General features: G+C 72.5%; 13 protein-coding genes. 9 read left to right on the forward strand and 4 right to left on the reverse strand.

The window, feature by feature from the left end; all coding sequences use genetic code 11:
* Window positions 1–43: 43 nt before the first annotated feature.
* Together ACWGIG_RS01565 and ACWGIG_RS01570 are read right to left on the reverse strand one after the other, a co-directional pair.
* Window positions 44–250: an acyl-CoA carboxylase epsilon subunit gene (locus ACWGIG_RS01565; RefSeq protein ID WP_453319524.1), complete on the reverse strand. Its 207-nt coding sequence runs from the start codon at window positions 248–250 to the stop codon at window positions 44–46.
* 45 nt (window positions 251–295) lie between these two features.
* On the reverse strand, window positions 296–1,879 hold the full coding sequence (locus ACWGIG_RS01570; protein ID WP_453319446.1) for an acyl-CoA carboxylase subunit beta: 1,584 nt from the start codon (window positions 1,877–1,879) through the stop codon (window positions 296–298).
* A gap of 149 nt (window positions 1,880–2,028) precedes the next feature.
* Between ACWGIG_RS01570 and ACWGIG_RS01575 the strand changes: the two genes are divergently transcribed.
* The 5 genes from ACWGIG_RS01575 to ACWGIG_RS01595 all read left to right on the forward strand — a co-directional run bounded on the left by ACWGIG_RS01575 (window position 2,029) and on the right by ACWGIG_RS01595 (window position 7,690).
* On the forward strand, window positions 2,029–2,883 hold the full coding sequence (locus ACWGIG_RS01575; RefSeq protein WP_453319447.1) for a biotin--[acetyl-CoA-carboxylase] ligase: 855 nt from the start codon (window positions 2,029–2,031) through the stop codon (window positions 2,881–2,883).
* 445 nt (window positions 2,884–3,328) lie between these two features.
* A complete protein-coding gene (locus tag ACWGIG_RS01580) occupies window positions 3,329–4,423 on the forward strand; it encodes an adenylate/guanylate cyclase domain-containing protein (RefSeq protein WP_453319525.1) in 1,095 nt (364 codons plus the stop codon).
* A gap of 69 nt (window positions 4,424–4,492) precedes the next feature.
* A complete protein-coding gene (locus ACWGIG_RS01585) occupies window positions 4,493–5,299 on the forward strand; it encodes an enoyl-CoA hydratase/isomerase family protein (protein ID WP_453319526.1) in 807 nt (268 codons plus the stop codon).
* Window positions 5,300–5,419: 120 nt separating this feature from the next.
* Window positions 5,420–6,565, forward strand: a complete 1,146-nt coding sequence (locus ACWGIG_RS01590) for a diguanylate cyclase domain-containing protein (protein ID WP_453319448.1) — start codon at window positions 5,420–5,422, stop codon at window positions 6,563–6,565.
* A 333-nt stretch (window positions 6,566–6,898) separates the two neighbouring features.
* Window positions 6,899–7,690: a class I SAM-dependent methyltransferase gene (locus ACWGIG_RS01595; RefSeq protein ID WP_453319449.1), complete on the forward strand. Its 792-nt coding sequence runs from the start codon at window positions 6,899–6,901 to the stop codon at window positions 7,688–7,690.
* Between the two features lie 18 nt (window positions 7,691–7,708).
* Here the strand turns inward: ACWGIG_RS01595 and ACWGIG_RS01600 are convergent, their stop codons facing one another.
* Together ACWGIG_RS01600 and ACWGIG_RS01605 are read right to left on the reverse strand one after the other, a co-directional pair.
* Complete coding sequence (locus tag ACWGIG_RS01600) at window positions 7,709–8,107, reverse strand: RidA family protein (RefSeq protein WP_453319450.1); 399 nt, start codon at window positions 8,105–8,107, stop codon at window positions 7,709–7,711.
* Between the two features lie 29 nt (window positions 8,108–8,136).
* On the reverse strand, window positions 8,137–9,582 hold the full coding sequence (locus tag ACWGIG_RS01605) for a DUF2079 domain-containing protein (RefSeq protein WP_453319451.1): 1,446 nt from the start codon (window positions 9,580–9,582) through the stop codon (window positions 8,137–8,139).
* A 93-nt stretch (window positions 9,583–9,675) separates the two neighbouring features.
* Here ACWGIG_RS01605 and ACWGIG_RS01610 point away from each other — a divergent pair, with 93 nt between their 5' ends.
* From ACWGIG_RS01610 to ACWGIG_RS01625, 4 genes are all read left to right on the forward strand, one after another.
* Window positions 9,676–10,353, forward strand: a complete 678-nt coding sequence (locus ACWGIG_RS01610; RefSeq protein WP_453319452.1) for a response regulator transcription factor — start codon at window positions 9,676–9,678, stop codon at window positions 10,351–10,353.
* Window positions 10,346–12,613 carry a sensor histidine kinase gene (locus tag ACWGIG_RS01615; RefSeq protein WP_453319453.1) on the forward strand — a complete coding sequence of 756 codons (2,268 nt, stop codon included), beginning with the start codon at window positions 10,346–10,348 and terminating at the stop codon, window positions 12,611–12,613. Before ACWGIG_RS01610 ends, ACWGIG_RS01615 begins: the two co-directional genes overlap by 8 nt.
* 64 nt (window positions 12,614–12,677) lie before the next feature.
* A complete protein-coding gene (hutH, locus tag ACWGIG_RS01620; RefSeq protein WP_453319527.1) occupies window positions 12,678–14,243 on the forward strand; it encodes a histidine ammonia-lyase in 1,566 nt (521 codons plus the stop codon).
* Window positions 14,244–14,364: 121 nt separating this feature from the next.
* On the forward strand, window positions 14,365–15,990 hold the full coding sequence (locus ACWGIG_RS01625; protein ID WP_453319454.1) for a DHA2 family efflux MFS transporter permease subunit: 1,626 nt from the start codon (window positions 14,365–14,367) through the stop codon (window positions 15,988–15,990).
* Window positions 15,991–15,996: the final 6 nt, after the last annotated feature.

A 15,996-nucleotide genomic window follows, 5' to 3' on the forward strand; every position in this document is an offset into this window, starting at 1 on the left:
CGTGTACTCAGGCGCCACCGTGCGGAATGACTAATTCAGTGGGCTACGAGGGCCAGTACGTACGCCCCCACGCGCTCGGTCCCGGCCGCGGCAGCCGGAGTGCCGCGACCCTGGCCGGGTCGGACCAGGCGGGGCGCGGCGTCGAAGGGCCCGGCGCCACGCTGCCCGAGGACGCGGCACGGGCCTGGACCACCGCCAGTGCGGCGGCCAGCTCCTCCGGGGTCGGGTTGCCCCGCACCACCTTGATCATGCTGGTCATGTTGGTCATGTCGGTCATGGGGGTCGAACTCCCTTCCTAGAGCGGGATGTTGCCGTGCTTCTTCGGGGGCAGGGTCTCCCGCTTGGTGCGCAACTGGCGCAGCCCGCGCACGATGTGGCGGCGGGTCTCGGACGGCATGATCACCGCGTCGACGTAACCGCGCTCGGCCGCCACGTACGGGTTGAGGAGGGTGTCCTCGTAGTCCGCGATCAGCTCGGCGCGAGTGGCTTCCTGGTCCTCGGCGGCGGCGATCGTGCGGCGGTGCAGGATGTTCACCGCGCCCTGGGCGCCCATGACGGCGATCTGCGCGGTCGGCCAGGCCAGGTTGAGGTCCGCGCCGAGGTGCTTGGAGCCCATGACGTCGTACGCGCCGCCGAACGCCTTGCGGGTGATCACCGTGATCAGCGGGACGGTCGCCTCGGCGTACGCGTAGATGAGCTTGGCGCCGCGCCGGATGATCCCGCCGTACTCCTGGTCGACGCCCGGCAGGAAGCCGGGCACGTCCACGAAGGTGAGCACGGGCACGTTGAAGGCGTCGCAGGTGCGGACGAAGCGCGCGGCCTTCTCGCTCGCGTTGATGTCGAGACAGCCGGCGAACTGCATCGGCTGGTTGGCGACGATGCCCACCGGGTGACCCTCGACGCGGCCGAAGCCGGTGAGGATGTTCGGCGCGAACAGGGACTGGGTCTCCAGGAACTCGCCCTCGTCCAGGACGTGCTCGATCGCCGTGTGCATGTCGTACGGCTGGTTGGCGCTGTCCGGGATGAGGACGTCCAGCTCCCGGTCCTCGTCGCTGGTCTCCAGGTCCGCCTCCTCGGGGAAGGCGGGCGCCTCGCTGAGGTTGTTCGAAGGCAGGTAGGAGAGCAGCGACTTCACGTACTCGATGGCGTCCTTCTCGTCGCCCGCCATGTGGTGCGCGACACCGGACGTGGTGTTGTGGGTGCGGGCGCCGCCCAGCTCCTCGAAGCCGACGTCCTCACCCGTGACCGTCTTGATGACGTCGGGCCCGGTGATGAACATGTGCGAGGTCTGGTCCACCATCACCGTGAAGTCGGTGATCGCGGGCGAGTAGACGGCCCCGCCCGCGCACGGGCCGACGATCAGCGAGATCTGCGGCACGACGCCCGACGCGTGCACGTTCCGCCGGAAGATCTCCGCGAACAGACCGAGGGCCGCCACACCCTCCTGGATGCGGGCGCCGCCGCCGTCGTTGATGCCGATGACCGGGCAGCCGGTCTTCAGCGCGAAGTCCATGACCTTGACGATCTTCTCGCCGTACACCTCGCCGAGCGAGCCGCCGAAGATGGTGAAGTCCTGCGAGTACACGCAGACGGGCCGGCCGTCGACGGTCCCGTACCCGGTGACCACGCCGTCCCCGTACGGCCGGTTCTTCTCGATGCCGAAGTTGGTGGAGCGGTGCCGGGCGAACTCGTCCAGCTCGACGAACGAGCCCTCGTCCATGAGGAGTTCGATCCGCTCGCGCGCCGTCAGCTTGCCCTTGGCGTGCTGCTTCTCGACCGCACGCTCGGAACCCGCGTGGGTGGCTTCTTCGATGCGGCGGCTGAGATCCGCGATCTTTCCCGCGGTGGTGTGGATGTCATTCTCTTGCGGTGCGGACACGGGGATGCGGCTCCCTGCTTCGACTGCGTCAACGGCAACGGGTCAACGTGGGCGGTCAACGGCGACGGTACGGACGGCTACTGGTCCGTAGCGTAATCGCGGGACTGCCCTGCGGCAGTGCGTCGTTTGCCACACCTACGCTGGCTTGCATGACGCCTCCCGATGCTTCAGAAGGCCGCTGGTCCGACCTGGACCGGCCTCCGCTCAACCCCGCCGCGCTCCGCCGCGGCCTGCTCCGCCCCGGCGGGCTGTGGACCTCGCTCGACGTCGTCGGGTCGACCGGCTCGACCAACAGCGACCTGGCCGGACGCGGAGGTTGTGGCCCGGAGGGCGTGGTGCTCGTCGCCGAGGAACAGACACAGGGCCGGGGCCGCCTGGACCGCCGCTGGTCGGCGCCCGCCCGCTCGGGCCTCTTCTTCTCCTTCTTCCTGAAGCCGGGGGAGTCCGTCCCCGTGGAACGCTGGGGCTGGCTCCCGCTCCTGACGGGCGTCGCGGTCGCCACCGCGCTGTCCCGGGCGGCGGGCGTGGACACGGCCCTCAAGTGGCCGAACGACCTGCTGGTCACGGTGGACGGCGAGGAACGCAAGACGGGCGGCATCCTCGCGGAACGGGTGGGGGACGGCGTCGTGGTCGGCGTCGGCCTGAACGTGTCCCTGCGCGCCGACGAGCTCCCCGTCCCGACGGCGGGCTCCCTCGCCCTGGCGGGCGCGACCACCCTCGACCGGGACCCGCTGCTGCGGGCCGTGCTGCGCTCGGTCGAGGAGTGGTACGAGGCCTGGCGCAAGGCCGACGGGGACCCGGCAGGCAGCCGGCTCCAGGAGGCGTACGCGGCGGGCTGCTCGACGCTGGGCCGGACGGTACGGGCGGAACTCCCCGGCGGACACGTACTGACGGGCGAGGCGGTGGCGGTGGACGGCGACGGGCGCCTGGTCATCGGGACGGGGGACGGGGTGCAGAGGCCGGTGGGGGCGGGGGACGTCGTGCATCTGCGCCCGCAGGGGTAGGGGTACCGGGGCCGGTTCGTGTGTGCGGGTGCGCTGTGGCCGGTCGCGCAGTTCCCCGCGCCCCTGAAGGCGTGGCCCTGATGTTCGGGCCGGGCGGAGTACTTCAGCCGCACGGCGTGCACCCCACCCGCCCCGCCAGGCCGGGAGTGAGCCAGGGCACATCTGCCGTATCGTTGAGGCGACCCGCGGCACGCGGTCCGTGACGGGCGGTCCGGATCAGTTCGCGCGACAGATCGACAGGTGGCGGCAGAGCAGTGCGCAGGGAACGGGCAGGAGGCGGCAGGTGACCGTCGACGACACCACGTCCGACGGGGACTCGGACCCCAACCCCTCTACTCCGGCGACTCCACAGGCCCCGGCGACTCCCGGGACCCCGGAGAAGAACCGGGAGAACGGCGAGGTCCGAGAAGCCCAGGAGCCCCCCAAGGCCCCACCCGCGTCCCCGGTGTTCCACGAGGTCGACCACACCGCCGAACCCTCCGACGACCCCCTCGCCATCCGCCTGGAGCAGCTCATCCTCGGCGCCGAGCGCCGGTACACCGCCTTCCAGGCGGCCCGTACCGCCGGTGTCTCCATGGATCTCGCCTCCCGCTTCTGGCGCGCCATGGGTTTCCCCGACATCGGCCAGGCCAAGGCGCTCACCGAGGCCGACGTCCTCGCCCTGCGCCGGCTGGCAGGACTGGTCGAGGCCGGGCTGCTCAGTGAGCCGATGGCGGTCCAGGTCGCCCGTTCCACCGGGCAGACCACCGCCCGCCTGGCCGAATGGCAGATCGACAGTTTTCTCGAAGGCCTCACGGAGCCTCCCGAGCCCGGCATGACCCGTACCGAGGTGACGTACCCCCTCGTCGAGCTGCTCCTGCCCGAGCTGGAGGAGTTCCTGGTCTACGTGTGGCGCAGGCAGCTCGCCGCCGCGACGGGCCGGGTCGTGCAGGCCGCCGACGACGACGAGATGGTGGACCGCCGGCTCGCCGTCGGCTTCGCGGACCTGGTCGGCTTCACCCGCCTCACCCGCCGCCTGGAGGAGGAAGAACTCGGCGAACTGGTCGAGGCCTTCGAGACCACCTGCGCCGACCTGGTCGCCGCGCACGGCGGCCGGCTCATCAAGACCCTCGGCGACGAGGTCCTCTACTGCGCCGACGACGCCGGTACGGCCGCCGAGATCGCGCTGCGCCTCATCGAGACCCTCTCGCACGACCAGACGATGCCCGCCCTGCGCGTCGGCATCGCCTTCGGCACCGTCACGACCCGCATGGGCGACGTCTTCGGCACGACGGTGAACCTGGCCAGCCGGCTCACGTCGATAGCGGCCAAGGACACCGTCCTGGTCGACGGTGCGCTCGCCGAGGAGCTGTCCCGTACCGGCGACGCCCCGGTCTCCGAGGCGGAGGCCGCCGCCGAGGCGGAGAAGGCGGAGAAGGAGGGCACGGAAGCCCCCACGTACCGCTTCGGCCTCCAGCCGATGTGGCAGCGTCCGGTGCGCGGACTCGGAATAGTGGAACCGTGGATGCTGGGCCGGCGCGCGAAGCCGGACTCTTCCTGAGCCCTTGACCCCGTGCCTAGGATCCTTCCGGAAACGATCGTTAACCGGGAGGGTGCAGTCGTGGCAGGCATGGACGAGCAGCGGTACGGAGAATTCGTAGCGGTACGACGCCACGGCGAGGGCGGTCACGTCGCCGAGCTCGTCCTGGACCGGCCCAAGGCGATGAACGCGGTGTCCAGTGCGATGGCCGCCTCGATCGCGGAGGCCTGCACGGCGCTGGCCGCCGACCAGGACGTCCGTACGACGGTCCTCACCTCCTCCCACGACCGCGCCTTCTGCGTCGGCGCCGACCTCAAGGAGCGCAACTCCTTCACCGACGCCGAACTGGTCCGCCAGCGCCCCACCGCCCGCGCCGCGTACACCGGCGTCCTCGACCTCCCGATGCCGACGGTCGCCGCCGTGCACGGCTTCGCCCTCGGCGGCGGCTACGAGCTGGCGCTGGCCTGCGACCTGATCGTCGCCGACGCGACGGCCGTCGTCGGCCTTCCCGAGGTCTCCGTGGGCGTCATCCCGGGCGGCGGCGGTACGCAGCTGCTGCCGCGCCGCGTCGGGGCGGCGCGGGCGGCGGAGCTGGTGTTCACGGCGCGCCGGGTGGAGGCGCCGGAGGCGGCGGAGCTGGGCCTGGTCGACGTACTGGCGGAAGCCGGTGCGCACGCGCGGGAGGAGGCGCTCGCGCTGGCGGCCCGTATCGCGGCCAATTCCCCCGTCGGCCTGCGCGCGGCCAAGAAGGCGCTGCGGCTCGGTCAGGGGCTGGACCTGCGGGCGGGCCTGGAGGTGGAGGACGCGGCCTGGCGGTCGGTGGCCTTCTCCGGGGACCGGGCGGAGGGCGTCGCCGCGTTCAACGAGAAGCGCAAGCCGCAGTGGCCCGGCGAGTGACACACGGGGTGCCCGTACAGGTCCCCAGGCGGGGGTGAGTGCAAAAGGCAGGGGTGAGTGCAAAGGCAGGGGCGCGTACAAAAGGCAGGGGTGCGTACAAAACCGGCCTAATCTGTACGAATGGGTGAGGACGTACGGGTGAAGGCCGTGGTCGCGCTGGCACAGGCGATGGCGGCGGCACACACCCCGCGCGAGACGTGGCGGGCGGCGGCGCTGGGCGTGCGGGACGCGCTCGGCGGCAGCTTCTCCGCGCTCTCGGTGTGGGAACGGGAGGCGGGCCGCCTCCGCGTCCTCGTCAACGAGGGGGAGCGTGCACCGGGCGAAGCGGAATTCCCGGAGGACGAGACGTACCCGGTCCACCAGTTCCCCGAGATCACCGAATTCCTGCACGAGCAGTGGGCGGGCGGCGGCGAACCGGACGCCTGGGTGGAGACGGCGGACGGCCCGGCGTCGCCCCGCCCCGGCTACTGCCACCAGCGCGTCGCGGCCCTGCGCCGCCGGGGCAGGGGCTGCTGCGTGGTCGCGCCGATCGTGCTGCACGGCAGGGCGTGGGGCGAGCTGTACGTGGCCCGGCCGCCGGGGGCTCCGGTCTTCGACCGCGCGGACGCCGACTTCGCGACGGTCCTCGCCTCCGTCATCGCCGCCGGGATCGTCCAGACCGAACGCCTGGAGGAAGTCCGCACCCTGGCCTTCACCGACCCCCTCACCGGCCTCGCGAACCGCCGTGCCGTCGACATACGCCTCGACGAGGCGGTGGAGGCACATCGCGCGTCGGGCGCGGTCGTCAGCCTGGTCGTCTGCGACGTCAACGGCCTCAAGCAGGTCAACGACACCCACGGCCACGCGACCGGCGACCGTCTCCTGGAACGCTTCGGCTGCGTGCTCTCGCGCTGCGGCGCCATGCTCCCGGGCGCGCTGGCGGCCCGCCTCGGCGGCGACGAGTTCTGCCTGCTGTCGGTGGGCCCGACGGCCGACGAGGTGGTCGCTGCGGCCGAGGAACTGTGCATGCGCGCGACGGAGTTGGAGTACGGGGACGGGGTGGCGTGCGGTGTCGCCTCCACCGGCGACCCGATCGGCGAGATCACCTCGGCCCGCCGCCTGTTCCGCCTGGCGGACGCGGCCCAGTACCGGGCCAAGGCGGCCCGCTCGCGCACGCCTGTGGTGGCGGGCCGGGACGGGGCGGTGCTCCCGCTGGCGGAGGCGCCGCGAAGTTCCCTGCCGGGGGCGGGGGACCGGAGGCGGTTCCGGGGGGCGGGGCGGGAGTAGGGCGGTGCGGGGCCGGCCGGGGCCCTGTGCGGGTCCGATCGGGCTGGCCGGGCTGTACGGGGCCGGCCGGGGCCCTGCGTGGATGTTCCACTCCTCGCGCGTGCCAGGAACCCGCCTCGGCGAAGCCGTAGAAGGGTCCCTGGCGGCCCGGAACGGGGGCGGTGCGGTGATGTTCCCCCGCTGGCAGGGGTCGGGTCCGCCGCTTCGCGCCGGAGCCCGCCAGGCCGCCGTTCCCGGCTCCGCCGACGCGCCACCAAACCCCCTCTGGCCTGGGCTTTTCCCTCCCCTCCTCCTAAAATTTCCCCGTACGCCAGAGACCGCTTGGGGGCCTTGATGGACCGGGACATACGTACCGTCGACGACGTGATGAACCTGCTGGACGGCCTGTTCGCACCGGAGGCCGACCGCTGGACCGAGGGTGCGTCCGACTGGTGGGACGGCTTCTACGCGGACCGCGACAGGCCCGTCCCCTTCTTCGTGTCGAAGCCGGACGAGAACCTGGTGTCGTACCTCGACAGCGGCTTGGTCCCGCCGGGCGGTACCCGCCCCCGTCGGGCCCTCGACCTCGGCTGCGGCCCCGGCCGCAACGCCCTCCACCTGGCCGCCGCAGGCTACGAGGTGGACGCCGTCGACCTCTCCCCGAAGGCGATCGCCTGGGCCGGGGACCGCGCCCGCGAGGCGGGCCCGGAGGTCTCGTCCCGGCTCCGCCTCCACCGCGCCGACGCGTTCGCGCTCACCGCAGCCGAACTGCCGGGTCCGTACGACCTGATCCACGACTCGGGATGCTTCCACCATCTCCCGCCGCACCGACGCGTCAGCCATCTCGCCCTGATCGGCCGTCTGTTGGCCCCGGGCGGGCACTTCTCCCTGACCTGTTTCGCGGCGGGCGAGGGTGGCATGGGCTGCGAACTCCCGGACGCGGAGCTGTACGGCGCGGCTCGTCCGCAACTCCATGGCGGGCTCGCGTACACCCCGGAATCGCTCCGCCGCATCTTCGCGGAGCTCCCCGGCCTGACGGAAGTCGAACTCCGCCGCATGCAGGACGAGCCCGCCGACTCCCGGTGCTTCGGCGAGCCGTTCCTCTGGGCGGTGCTCTTCCGGCGGGCCTCGACCCACGTGATGTGAGCGGCAGTTGACCCCTGCTCAGCCCTCGGCCGACGGGACCACGGCCAGCGCGTCGATCTCGACCCGGAATGCCGGGTTGACCAGGCCGGCCACCTGTACCAGCGAGCACGCGGGAGGCCGAGCGGCATCCTGGTGCTCGTCCCGCACGTGGCGGAACGCGGGCAGATCGCCCAGGTCGGTCAGGTACACCGTCAGCTTGACGACGTGCTGGAGGCCGGAGCCCGCTGACCGGAGGGCCGTCGTCAGATTCGCGTAGACCTGCCGCATCTGGGCCTCGGCATCCCCCTCGCCCACCACGCGGCCCTCCCGGTCCACCGGCACCTGCCCGGACACGGCGACCATCTGCCCGGCGTACGAGACGGCGTGGCTGTATCCGTTGACGGGAGGAGTCCCCTCCGGCCGGATGAAGTGCTGCATTTGGCTTTCCCCTTCGAATGATCAACTGATCAACTTCGTGGCCCTGAACCTACTCCTGGCGGCTCGGGACGGCTGGGACAGCAACGACGCAGTACGACATACCCGTCCACCGCGTACACCTGGCGGAAGCCGGGTTGTGTGGCACTCGGCGGGTCTGCGGAGAACGTGGTGTCCGTCGTGTCCAGGATCAGCCAGTCGACCCGTGCGTCCGGGCGGCCCGGGACGTGCAGGTGGACCGTGGTCCGGTCGGTGAGGTGGGGGGCGAGGCGGTTGGTGGCGGCGACCCGGGCCCCGTCGGGGACGAGCGAGAGCGCGTGGCGGCCGGCCGATGCCGTCGGTGGGTCCCGCCAGAAGGTGGGGCGTGCGGCCTCCGCCAAGGGGAGGGCGGTGGCAAGCAGTGCGGCCACGATCACAACTGCCGTACGGGTGTGGGGTATTGGCGGCAGCCTGCGATCCAGGGCGTCGATCAGGGCGAAGAAGACGATCGGCATCAGGACCGCCGAGTAGTGGTGGTCGGTGTCCCAGTACATCGGGTTGGTGGAGGTGAACCGCCAGGCCAGGGTGGGAAGTACGAGCAGGAGCAGCGGGCTGCGCAGGGCGAGGAAGAGGGTGGGGAGCAGGAGACAGAGGAGGGTGCCGGCCTTGGTGTCCAGGCCGGCGGGGGCGCCCGCGTCCGTACCGCCCGCGCTGGAGAGGTAGGTGTAGCCGCCGGCGGGGTTGAAGTGGGGGAGCACGACGAGTACGGCGAGGGCTGCCGCCGCAGGGCCCAGTACGCACAGGGTCAGGCCCGCCCGGCGGTCGCGGCGGAGCAGCAGCAGGCCCAGGACGAGGACCGTCGCCCCCAGGTCCTCCTTGACCAGGACCAGCCCTGCCGCCCACGCCGCACACGCCCGCCACCGGCCCTCCCGGTACGCCGCGAGGGAGAGGGCGAGGAGGGGGAGCGCGAAGGCCACCTCGTGGAAGTCGAAGCCGATGAGCTTCTGGACGCCCCAGGAGAGTGCGTACGCGGCGCCGATCCGGCGGCCCCCGGCGCGCGTGATCACGTACACCGACCAGGCCGCGAGAGCGGCTTGCGCGAGGAGCAGGGTCTCGACGTGCGGGGCGAGGCGGTAGAGCGGGGCGAGCGTGGCGAGGATCGGGTGGAAGTGGTCGCCGAGGAGGGGGAAGGGTGCGTCGGGGTCCGGTCCCGTGGCTGCCCTGATCTCCGAGGCGGGGAGGGTGAGTTGGGCGTACGAGCGGATCGCCTGGCCGAAGATGCCGAGGTCGTAGCCGGTCGTACGGAACCGGGCGTGCATCTGGAGCGCGTACGCGCCGTACAGGAGGAAGGCGAGCGCGGCCGTCACGGCGGAGGCGCGGCGGGAGGCACGGTGAGTGGCGCGGCGAGGGGCGCGGACGGCTCCGGGGGCTCCGGGAGCTCCGGGGGCTTCCGTGGGGCGGGTCCGGGGCGGGGTGCTGTGGGGCGGGGTGGCGAACACCGGGGGAGTGTCGCTCCCGCCCGCTGAGACGACGCTGAAGCTCCCTGAAGATCCCTTCAGGAAGGCTGCGCGCCTGCGTGAATACTGAACCGCATGAGACTGCTGGTGGTGGAGGACGAGGAGCGGCTCGCCGCGTCCCTGAAGCGGGGGCTCGGCGCGGCCGGGTACGCCGTCGACGTGGCGCACGACGGCCTCGACGGGCTGTGGCGGGCGACCGAGCACCCGTACAGCGCGATCGTCCTCGACATCATGCTGCCCGGCCTCAACGGCTACCGGGTGTGCGAGCGGCTGCGGCGGGCCGGGATCGACACCCCGATCCTGATGCTGACCGCGAAGAACGGCGAGTACGACGAGGCGGAGGCGCTCGACACGGGCGCGGACGACTACCTCGCCAAGCCGTTCTCGTACGTGGTGCTGGAGGCGAGGCTGCGGGCGCTGCTGCGACGCGGGGGCGCGCGCACCAGGACCGTACTGCGGCTGGGCGACCTGTGGCTGGACCCGGCGGCGAGGGAGTGCGGGCGGGGGGACGTCCGCATCCTCCTGACGGGGAAGGAGTACGCGGTACTGGAGTGCCTGGCGCGGCGGGCGGGGGAGGTGGTGCCGAAGGTGGACGTGATCGACGAGGTGTGGGACGCGTCGTACGACGGCGACCTCAACATCGTCGAGGTGTACGTGAGCGCACTGCGCAAGAAGATCGACGTGCTGTTCGGGCGGGCGGCGATCGGGACGGTGCGGGGCGGGGGCTACCGGGTGGCGGGCGACGGTGGCTGAGGCGGCACGCGGTGCGGCCGGGGGAGGTTCCGCCAGGGCGGGCGGTCGTGCTGCCCGGCTACGGCTACGGGTCACCTGGGTCGCCGCGCTCGCCGCAGCTCTCATGGTGGGGCTGGTGGTGACCTTCTGGCTGGTCGCCGATCGGGTGGTGCCCCGGGGGCAGGTCGAGGTGGTGGATCCGGGGGCGCAGCTGCGGTTGCGGCCGGTCGTCGACGGGCTGCTGGCCTTCGGGCTGCCGGTCGGGGCGTTGCTCGTCGCCGCCGCCGTGTGGTTCGCCGTCCGGCGGATGCGGGTGGTGCTGGTGGTGTCCGGTACCACCGGCGCGCTGCTCTGGGCGCACCTGATCTGGGCGCAGCACCTCAACAAGGCGGCCCCCTGGGAGACCAGCAGCGCGGCCTTGCGCGCCGGGTACGGGTTTGCGGTCCCGCTGACCGCGCTGCTCGTGGCCCTCGCCGCCTGGGTGGCCGCCGAGCCGCTGGGGCGCCTCGTGCCCTGGCGCGCCGGGTCCCGCCGGGCCCCCGCCGCCCTCGGTGCGGCGCTGGTCGTGGCCGGGTCGGTGTGGGGGTTCGTACGCCCGTGGGACCGCCTCCCCGGCCATGACGACGGCGGATTCCTGTGGCTGCTCGTCGTCGGCGTCACCCTCCTCCTCGTCGTCACCGGCTGGGTCGCCGCCCGCCTCACGCTGCGCCCCGTCGAGGCGATGCGTGCCGAGCTCGCCGACATCACCGCCCGGTCCCTGGACCGCCGGGTTCCGGTACCCGCCATCGGCGGCGTGCTGCACCAGCTCGCCCGCACCCTCAACGCCACCCTCGACCGGCTCCAGGCCGCCGCCGACCGGCAGGCCCGCTTCGTCGCCGACGCCTCGCACGAACTCCGCAGCCCCATCGCCAGCCTGCGCACCTCGCTGGAGTCCTCCCTCACCCACCCCGAAGGCGTCGACTGGCCGCACACCGTGCGCGGCACGCTCACCGACATCGAGCGCATCCAGCACCTCACCGACGACCTCCTGCTGCTCACCCGGATCGACGGGCCCGTGCCGGGCGTCGACGAGGAGGTTCAAGTCGCCGACCTGGCAAGCGACTTGGTCGAGGAGCTCCGCCACCTGCGCCGCAACAGGGCCCTGCGCGTCACCTGCACGGCCCCGGCCGACCTGCCCCTGCTCACCGGCAGCTCCCTCCGGCTGGAGCGGCTGCTGCGCAACCTGCTGGAGAACGCCTGCCGGCACGCCCGTACGGAGGTGGAGGTCGTCCTCGGCACGGACGGGACGCGCGAGACGGTACGCGTCGAGGTACGGGACGACGGCCCCGGCATCCCGCCCGCCGACCGCGAGCGCGTCTTCGAACGCTTCACCCGCCTCGACGACTCCCGCACCCGGGCCGACGGCGGCGCCGGACTCGGCCTCGCCATCGCCCGGGAGATCGCCGCACGACAGGGCGGGTCGCTGCACGTGGCGGACGGCGACGGGCCGGGGGCGGTACTGGTCGCGGAGCTCCCGGTCGTACGGGGCGCGGCGGACGGGGATCTCCTGGAGGACGCCCCCGGCGACGTGGCCCCGGCGGGCCGCCGTCCTCGTACGGTGCACCGGGTGGTGGGGGCGGTGGTCGCGGTGACGGTGCCGCTGCTCGCGGTGGCGTTCGTCCTTTCGGTGCGGGGGGCCTGGACGCCGGAGCGGATCGAGCCGTCGTCGGTCCCGGCCCCGGTCGACGGCGAGGCCCTGCGGGCGCCGGTCGACGCCCTGCACCCGGTTACCACCCTCCTCCGGGGAGAAACGCCCGTGAACGTCCACCTCTACGCCCCGGCCCGTACCGAGGCCGAGGCGTGGGAGCAGCTCGCCGCCGTCCGGAAGGCATGGCCCACCGTCCTGCCCGGCGGCGCCGTCCGCACCCCCGGGGCGAAGCTCCCGTTCGGCATCGGCAGCACCCTCTTCGTGGCGGGGATCCGGGAGGAGGACGAATCCGGCGTCCTCGCCTACGGAGCCCTGCCCGCCCCTGGTAAGGGCGGCACACGCACGGCCGCTGTCCTGGTGCCGGAGCCCGGGGGCGCCTTGGGCCACCACGTCGAGCTGGTTCTCGGCTGGGCCCCGCCCACCGTCGGCGCCGTGAGCTACCGGTGGGACGACGGAACCGTCAAGTGGCCACAGTTGCAGACAGTGCTGGGCTCGGACCGCCGCTGGTTCCTCACGAGGGGTGAACCCGGCGCGAAGTCGAAGGGGTACGACGTGTATGACCTCGCCGACCGCCGCACCGTCGGCAGCAGGTAAGGGTCCCGTCCCCGCTTTGCTAGTGACAGGCGTGCATTCAAAACGTAGGCTCCTGAATATGGATATGCACACCCTGGTCACCCCCGCCGCCCCCGCCACCGTCGTGCTCAACACCACCGGGACCACCGTCGAAGACGTCATCGCGGTGGCCCGGGGCAACGCCCGTGTCGAGCTGTCCGCCGAGGCCGTCGCGGCGCTCGCCGCCTCGCGCGAGATCGTGGACGCGCTGGCTGCCAAGCCCGAGCCGGTGTACGGGGTGTCGACCGGGTTCGGCGCGCTGGCGAGCCGCCACATCGGTCACGAGCTGCGGGCCCAGCTCCAGCGCAACATCGTGCGTTCGCACGCGGCGGGCATGGGGCCGCACGTCGAGCGCGAGGTGGTGCGCGCGCTGATGTTCCTGCGGCTGAAGACGGTCGCGTCCGGGCACACGGGCGTACGCCCCCAGGTCGCGCAGACCATGGCGGACGTGCTGAACGCCGGGATCACGCCGGTCGTGCACGAGTACGGGTCGCTCGGGTGTTCCGGGGACCTCGCCCCGCTGTCGCACTGCGCGCTGACGCTGATGGGCGAGGGGGACGCCGAGGGGCCGGACGGCACCGTCCGCCCCGCGGGCGAGCTGCTCGCCGAGCACGGCATCGCGCCCGTCGAGCTCAAGGAGAAGGAGGGCCTCGCCCTCCTCAACGGCACCGACGGCATGCTCGGCATGCTGATCATGGCGATCGCCGACCTGAAGCGGCTGTACACGTCCGCCGACATCACCGCCGCCCTCAGCCTTGAGGCGCTCCTCGGTACCGACAAGGTGCTCGCACCCGAGCTGCACGCGATCCGCCCGCACCCGGGACAGGGCGCTTCCGCCGACAACATGCTGCGGGTGCTGGAGGGTTCGGGGCTGACCGGGCACCACCAGGACGACGCGCCGCGCGTCCAGGACGCGTACTCGGTGCGCTGTGCGCCGCAGGTCGCGGGCGCGGGCCGGGACACCATCGCGTACGCGATCACCGTCGCCGAGCGCGAGCTGGCCGCCGCCGTCGACAACCCGGTGGTGCTGCCGGACGGACGCGTGGAGTCCAACGGAAACTTCCACGGCGCCCCCGTCGCGTACGTCCTCGACTTCCTCGCCATCGTCGCCGCCGACCTCGGGTCGATCGCCGAGCGGCGCACCGACCGGCTCCTCGACAAGAACCGGAGCCACGGGCTGCCCGCGTTCCTCGCCGACGACGCGGGCGTCGACTCCGGGCTGATGATCGCCCAGTACACGCAGGCCGCCCTGGTGAGCGAGATGAAGCGGCTGGCGAATCCGGCGTCGGTCGACTCGATTCCGTCGTCCGCGATGCAGGAGGACCACGTCTCGATGGGGTGGTCGGCGGCGCGCAAGCTCCGTACGACCATCGACAACCTCACCCGGATCGTCGCCGTCGAGCTGTACGCCGCCACCCGCGGCATCGAGCTGCGGCACGGGCTGACCCCGGCACCCGCCTCGCAGGCCGCCATCACGGCGGTACGTGCGGCGGGCGTGCAGGGGCCCGGCCCCGACCGGTTCCTGGCGCCGGACCTGGCCGCCGCCGACGCGTTCGTACGGAGCGGCGCCCTCGTCGCGGCCGTCGAGCCGGTGACGGGGAAGCTGGCCTAGCAGCAGCACGCGGAGGAGGGGCGTCCGGCACACCGCCGGGCGCCCCTCCTCCGTGCGTTGCGGATCGGCGCACCCCGCTGTTACCTTCATCGTGGAAATACTTCACCATGGAGGAATCGTGATGCAAGGCCCCCCACCCCACAGCAACACCCGCCGCTGGCTCGGCCTCATCGCCATCGCCCTCGGTGTCGCGCTGATCGTCGTCGACACCACGATCGTGAACGTGATCGTGCCCTCGGTCATCGAGGACCTGGACGTCGACTCGGCCCAGACGCAGTGGATCCAGGAGTCGTACGCGATCGTCTTCGCGGCCCTGCTCCTGCTGGTCGGCCGCTTCGCCGACCTCGTCGGCGCGCGGCGGATCTTCATCGCCGGTGTCGTGATCTTCGGTCTGACGAGCGTGCTCGCCGGGCTCGCGCCCAACGGTGAACTGCTCGTCGTCGCCCGCTTCCTCCAGGGCGCCGGTGGCGCGATGATCCTGCCGACCTCGCTGTCCCTCCTCAACGCCACCTTCACCGGCAAGGCACGCGGTCAGGCCTTCGCCGTGTGGGGTTCCACCATCGGCGCCGCCTCCGCGCTGGGCCCGCTGCTCGGCGGCTGGCTGGCCGAACACGCCACCTGGCGCTGGGCGTTCGGCATCAACGTGCCGCTGTCGATCCTCATCGCGGCGGGTGCGCTCCTGTACATCGCGCCGTCACCGAAGACGAAGGGGAGGATCGACGTCATCGGTGCGGCCCTGTCCGTCGCCGGCCTCGGGCTGCTCGCCTTCGGGCTGGTGGAGGGGCGTACGTACGGCTGGTTCGCCACCGTCCGCACGCTGGACCTCTTCGGCTTCGAGTGGAGCGGCGGACCCTCGCCGGTCCTGGTCGCGCTCGTCCTGTCCGTCGTCTCCCTGGGGGCCTTCGTGACCCGGCAGGCGGCGATCACCCGCAGCGGCGACCCGTCGCGTGCGCTCATGGACGTACGGCTCTTCTCCATCTCCTCCTTCCGCAACGGCAACATCGCCACGCTGATCATCGGCCTCGGCGAGTTCGGCATCGTGGCCGTGCTGCCGCTGTGGCTGCAGTTCACGCTCGACTACAGCGCCGTACAGGCGGGACTCGCGCTCGTCCCCATCGCCATCGGCAGCTTCGTCGCGAGCGGCGCCGGCTTCGGGCTCGCCGCCAAGGTCCACGCGCTCAACCAACTGCGGGTCGGGCTCGCGCTCGAAGTCGTCGGACTGGCCGGACTCGGACTGATCGCCGCGACCGACAGCCCGTGGTGGACGGTCGCGTTCGTCCTCTTCCTGTACGGAATCGGGGTCGGCTTCGCGACCGCCCAGGTCACGAACGTCGTGCTCGCCGAGATCCCCGACAGCAGCGCGGGCCAGGGCTCCGGCATCCAGAGCGCCTTCAGGCAGCTGGGCTCCGCGCTCGGCATCGCCGTCCTGACCACGCTGTTCTTCACCACGCTCAGCAACAAGCTCGGCGACAGGCTGGACGGGCTCGGCCTCCCGGCCGCCCAGGCCGACAAGCTCACCCACGCCGTCACCGACAGCGCGGGCGCCGCGATCGGCCCCCTCGCAGGCAACCCGCAGACCGCACCGGTCGCCGACGCCGCCCGCTGGGCGATGACCGAGGGCATCACCCTCGGCGGCTACATCGCGGCGGGCTTCGTGGTCCTCGGCCTGATCGCCACCGTGCTCATCCCGTCGGCGGGGGTACGGGCGGCCACCTCGGCGGCGGAGGAGGTCCCGGTCGCCGGTTAGGTTGGG

The organism is Streptomyces sp. NPDC054863, assembly GCF_053610825.1.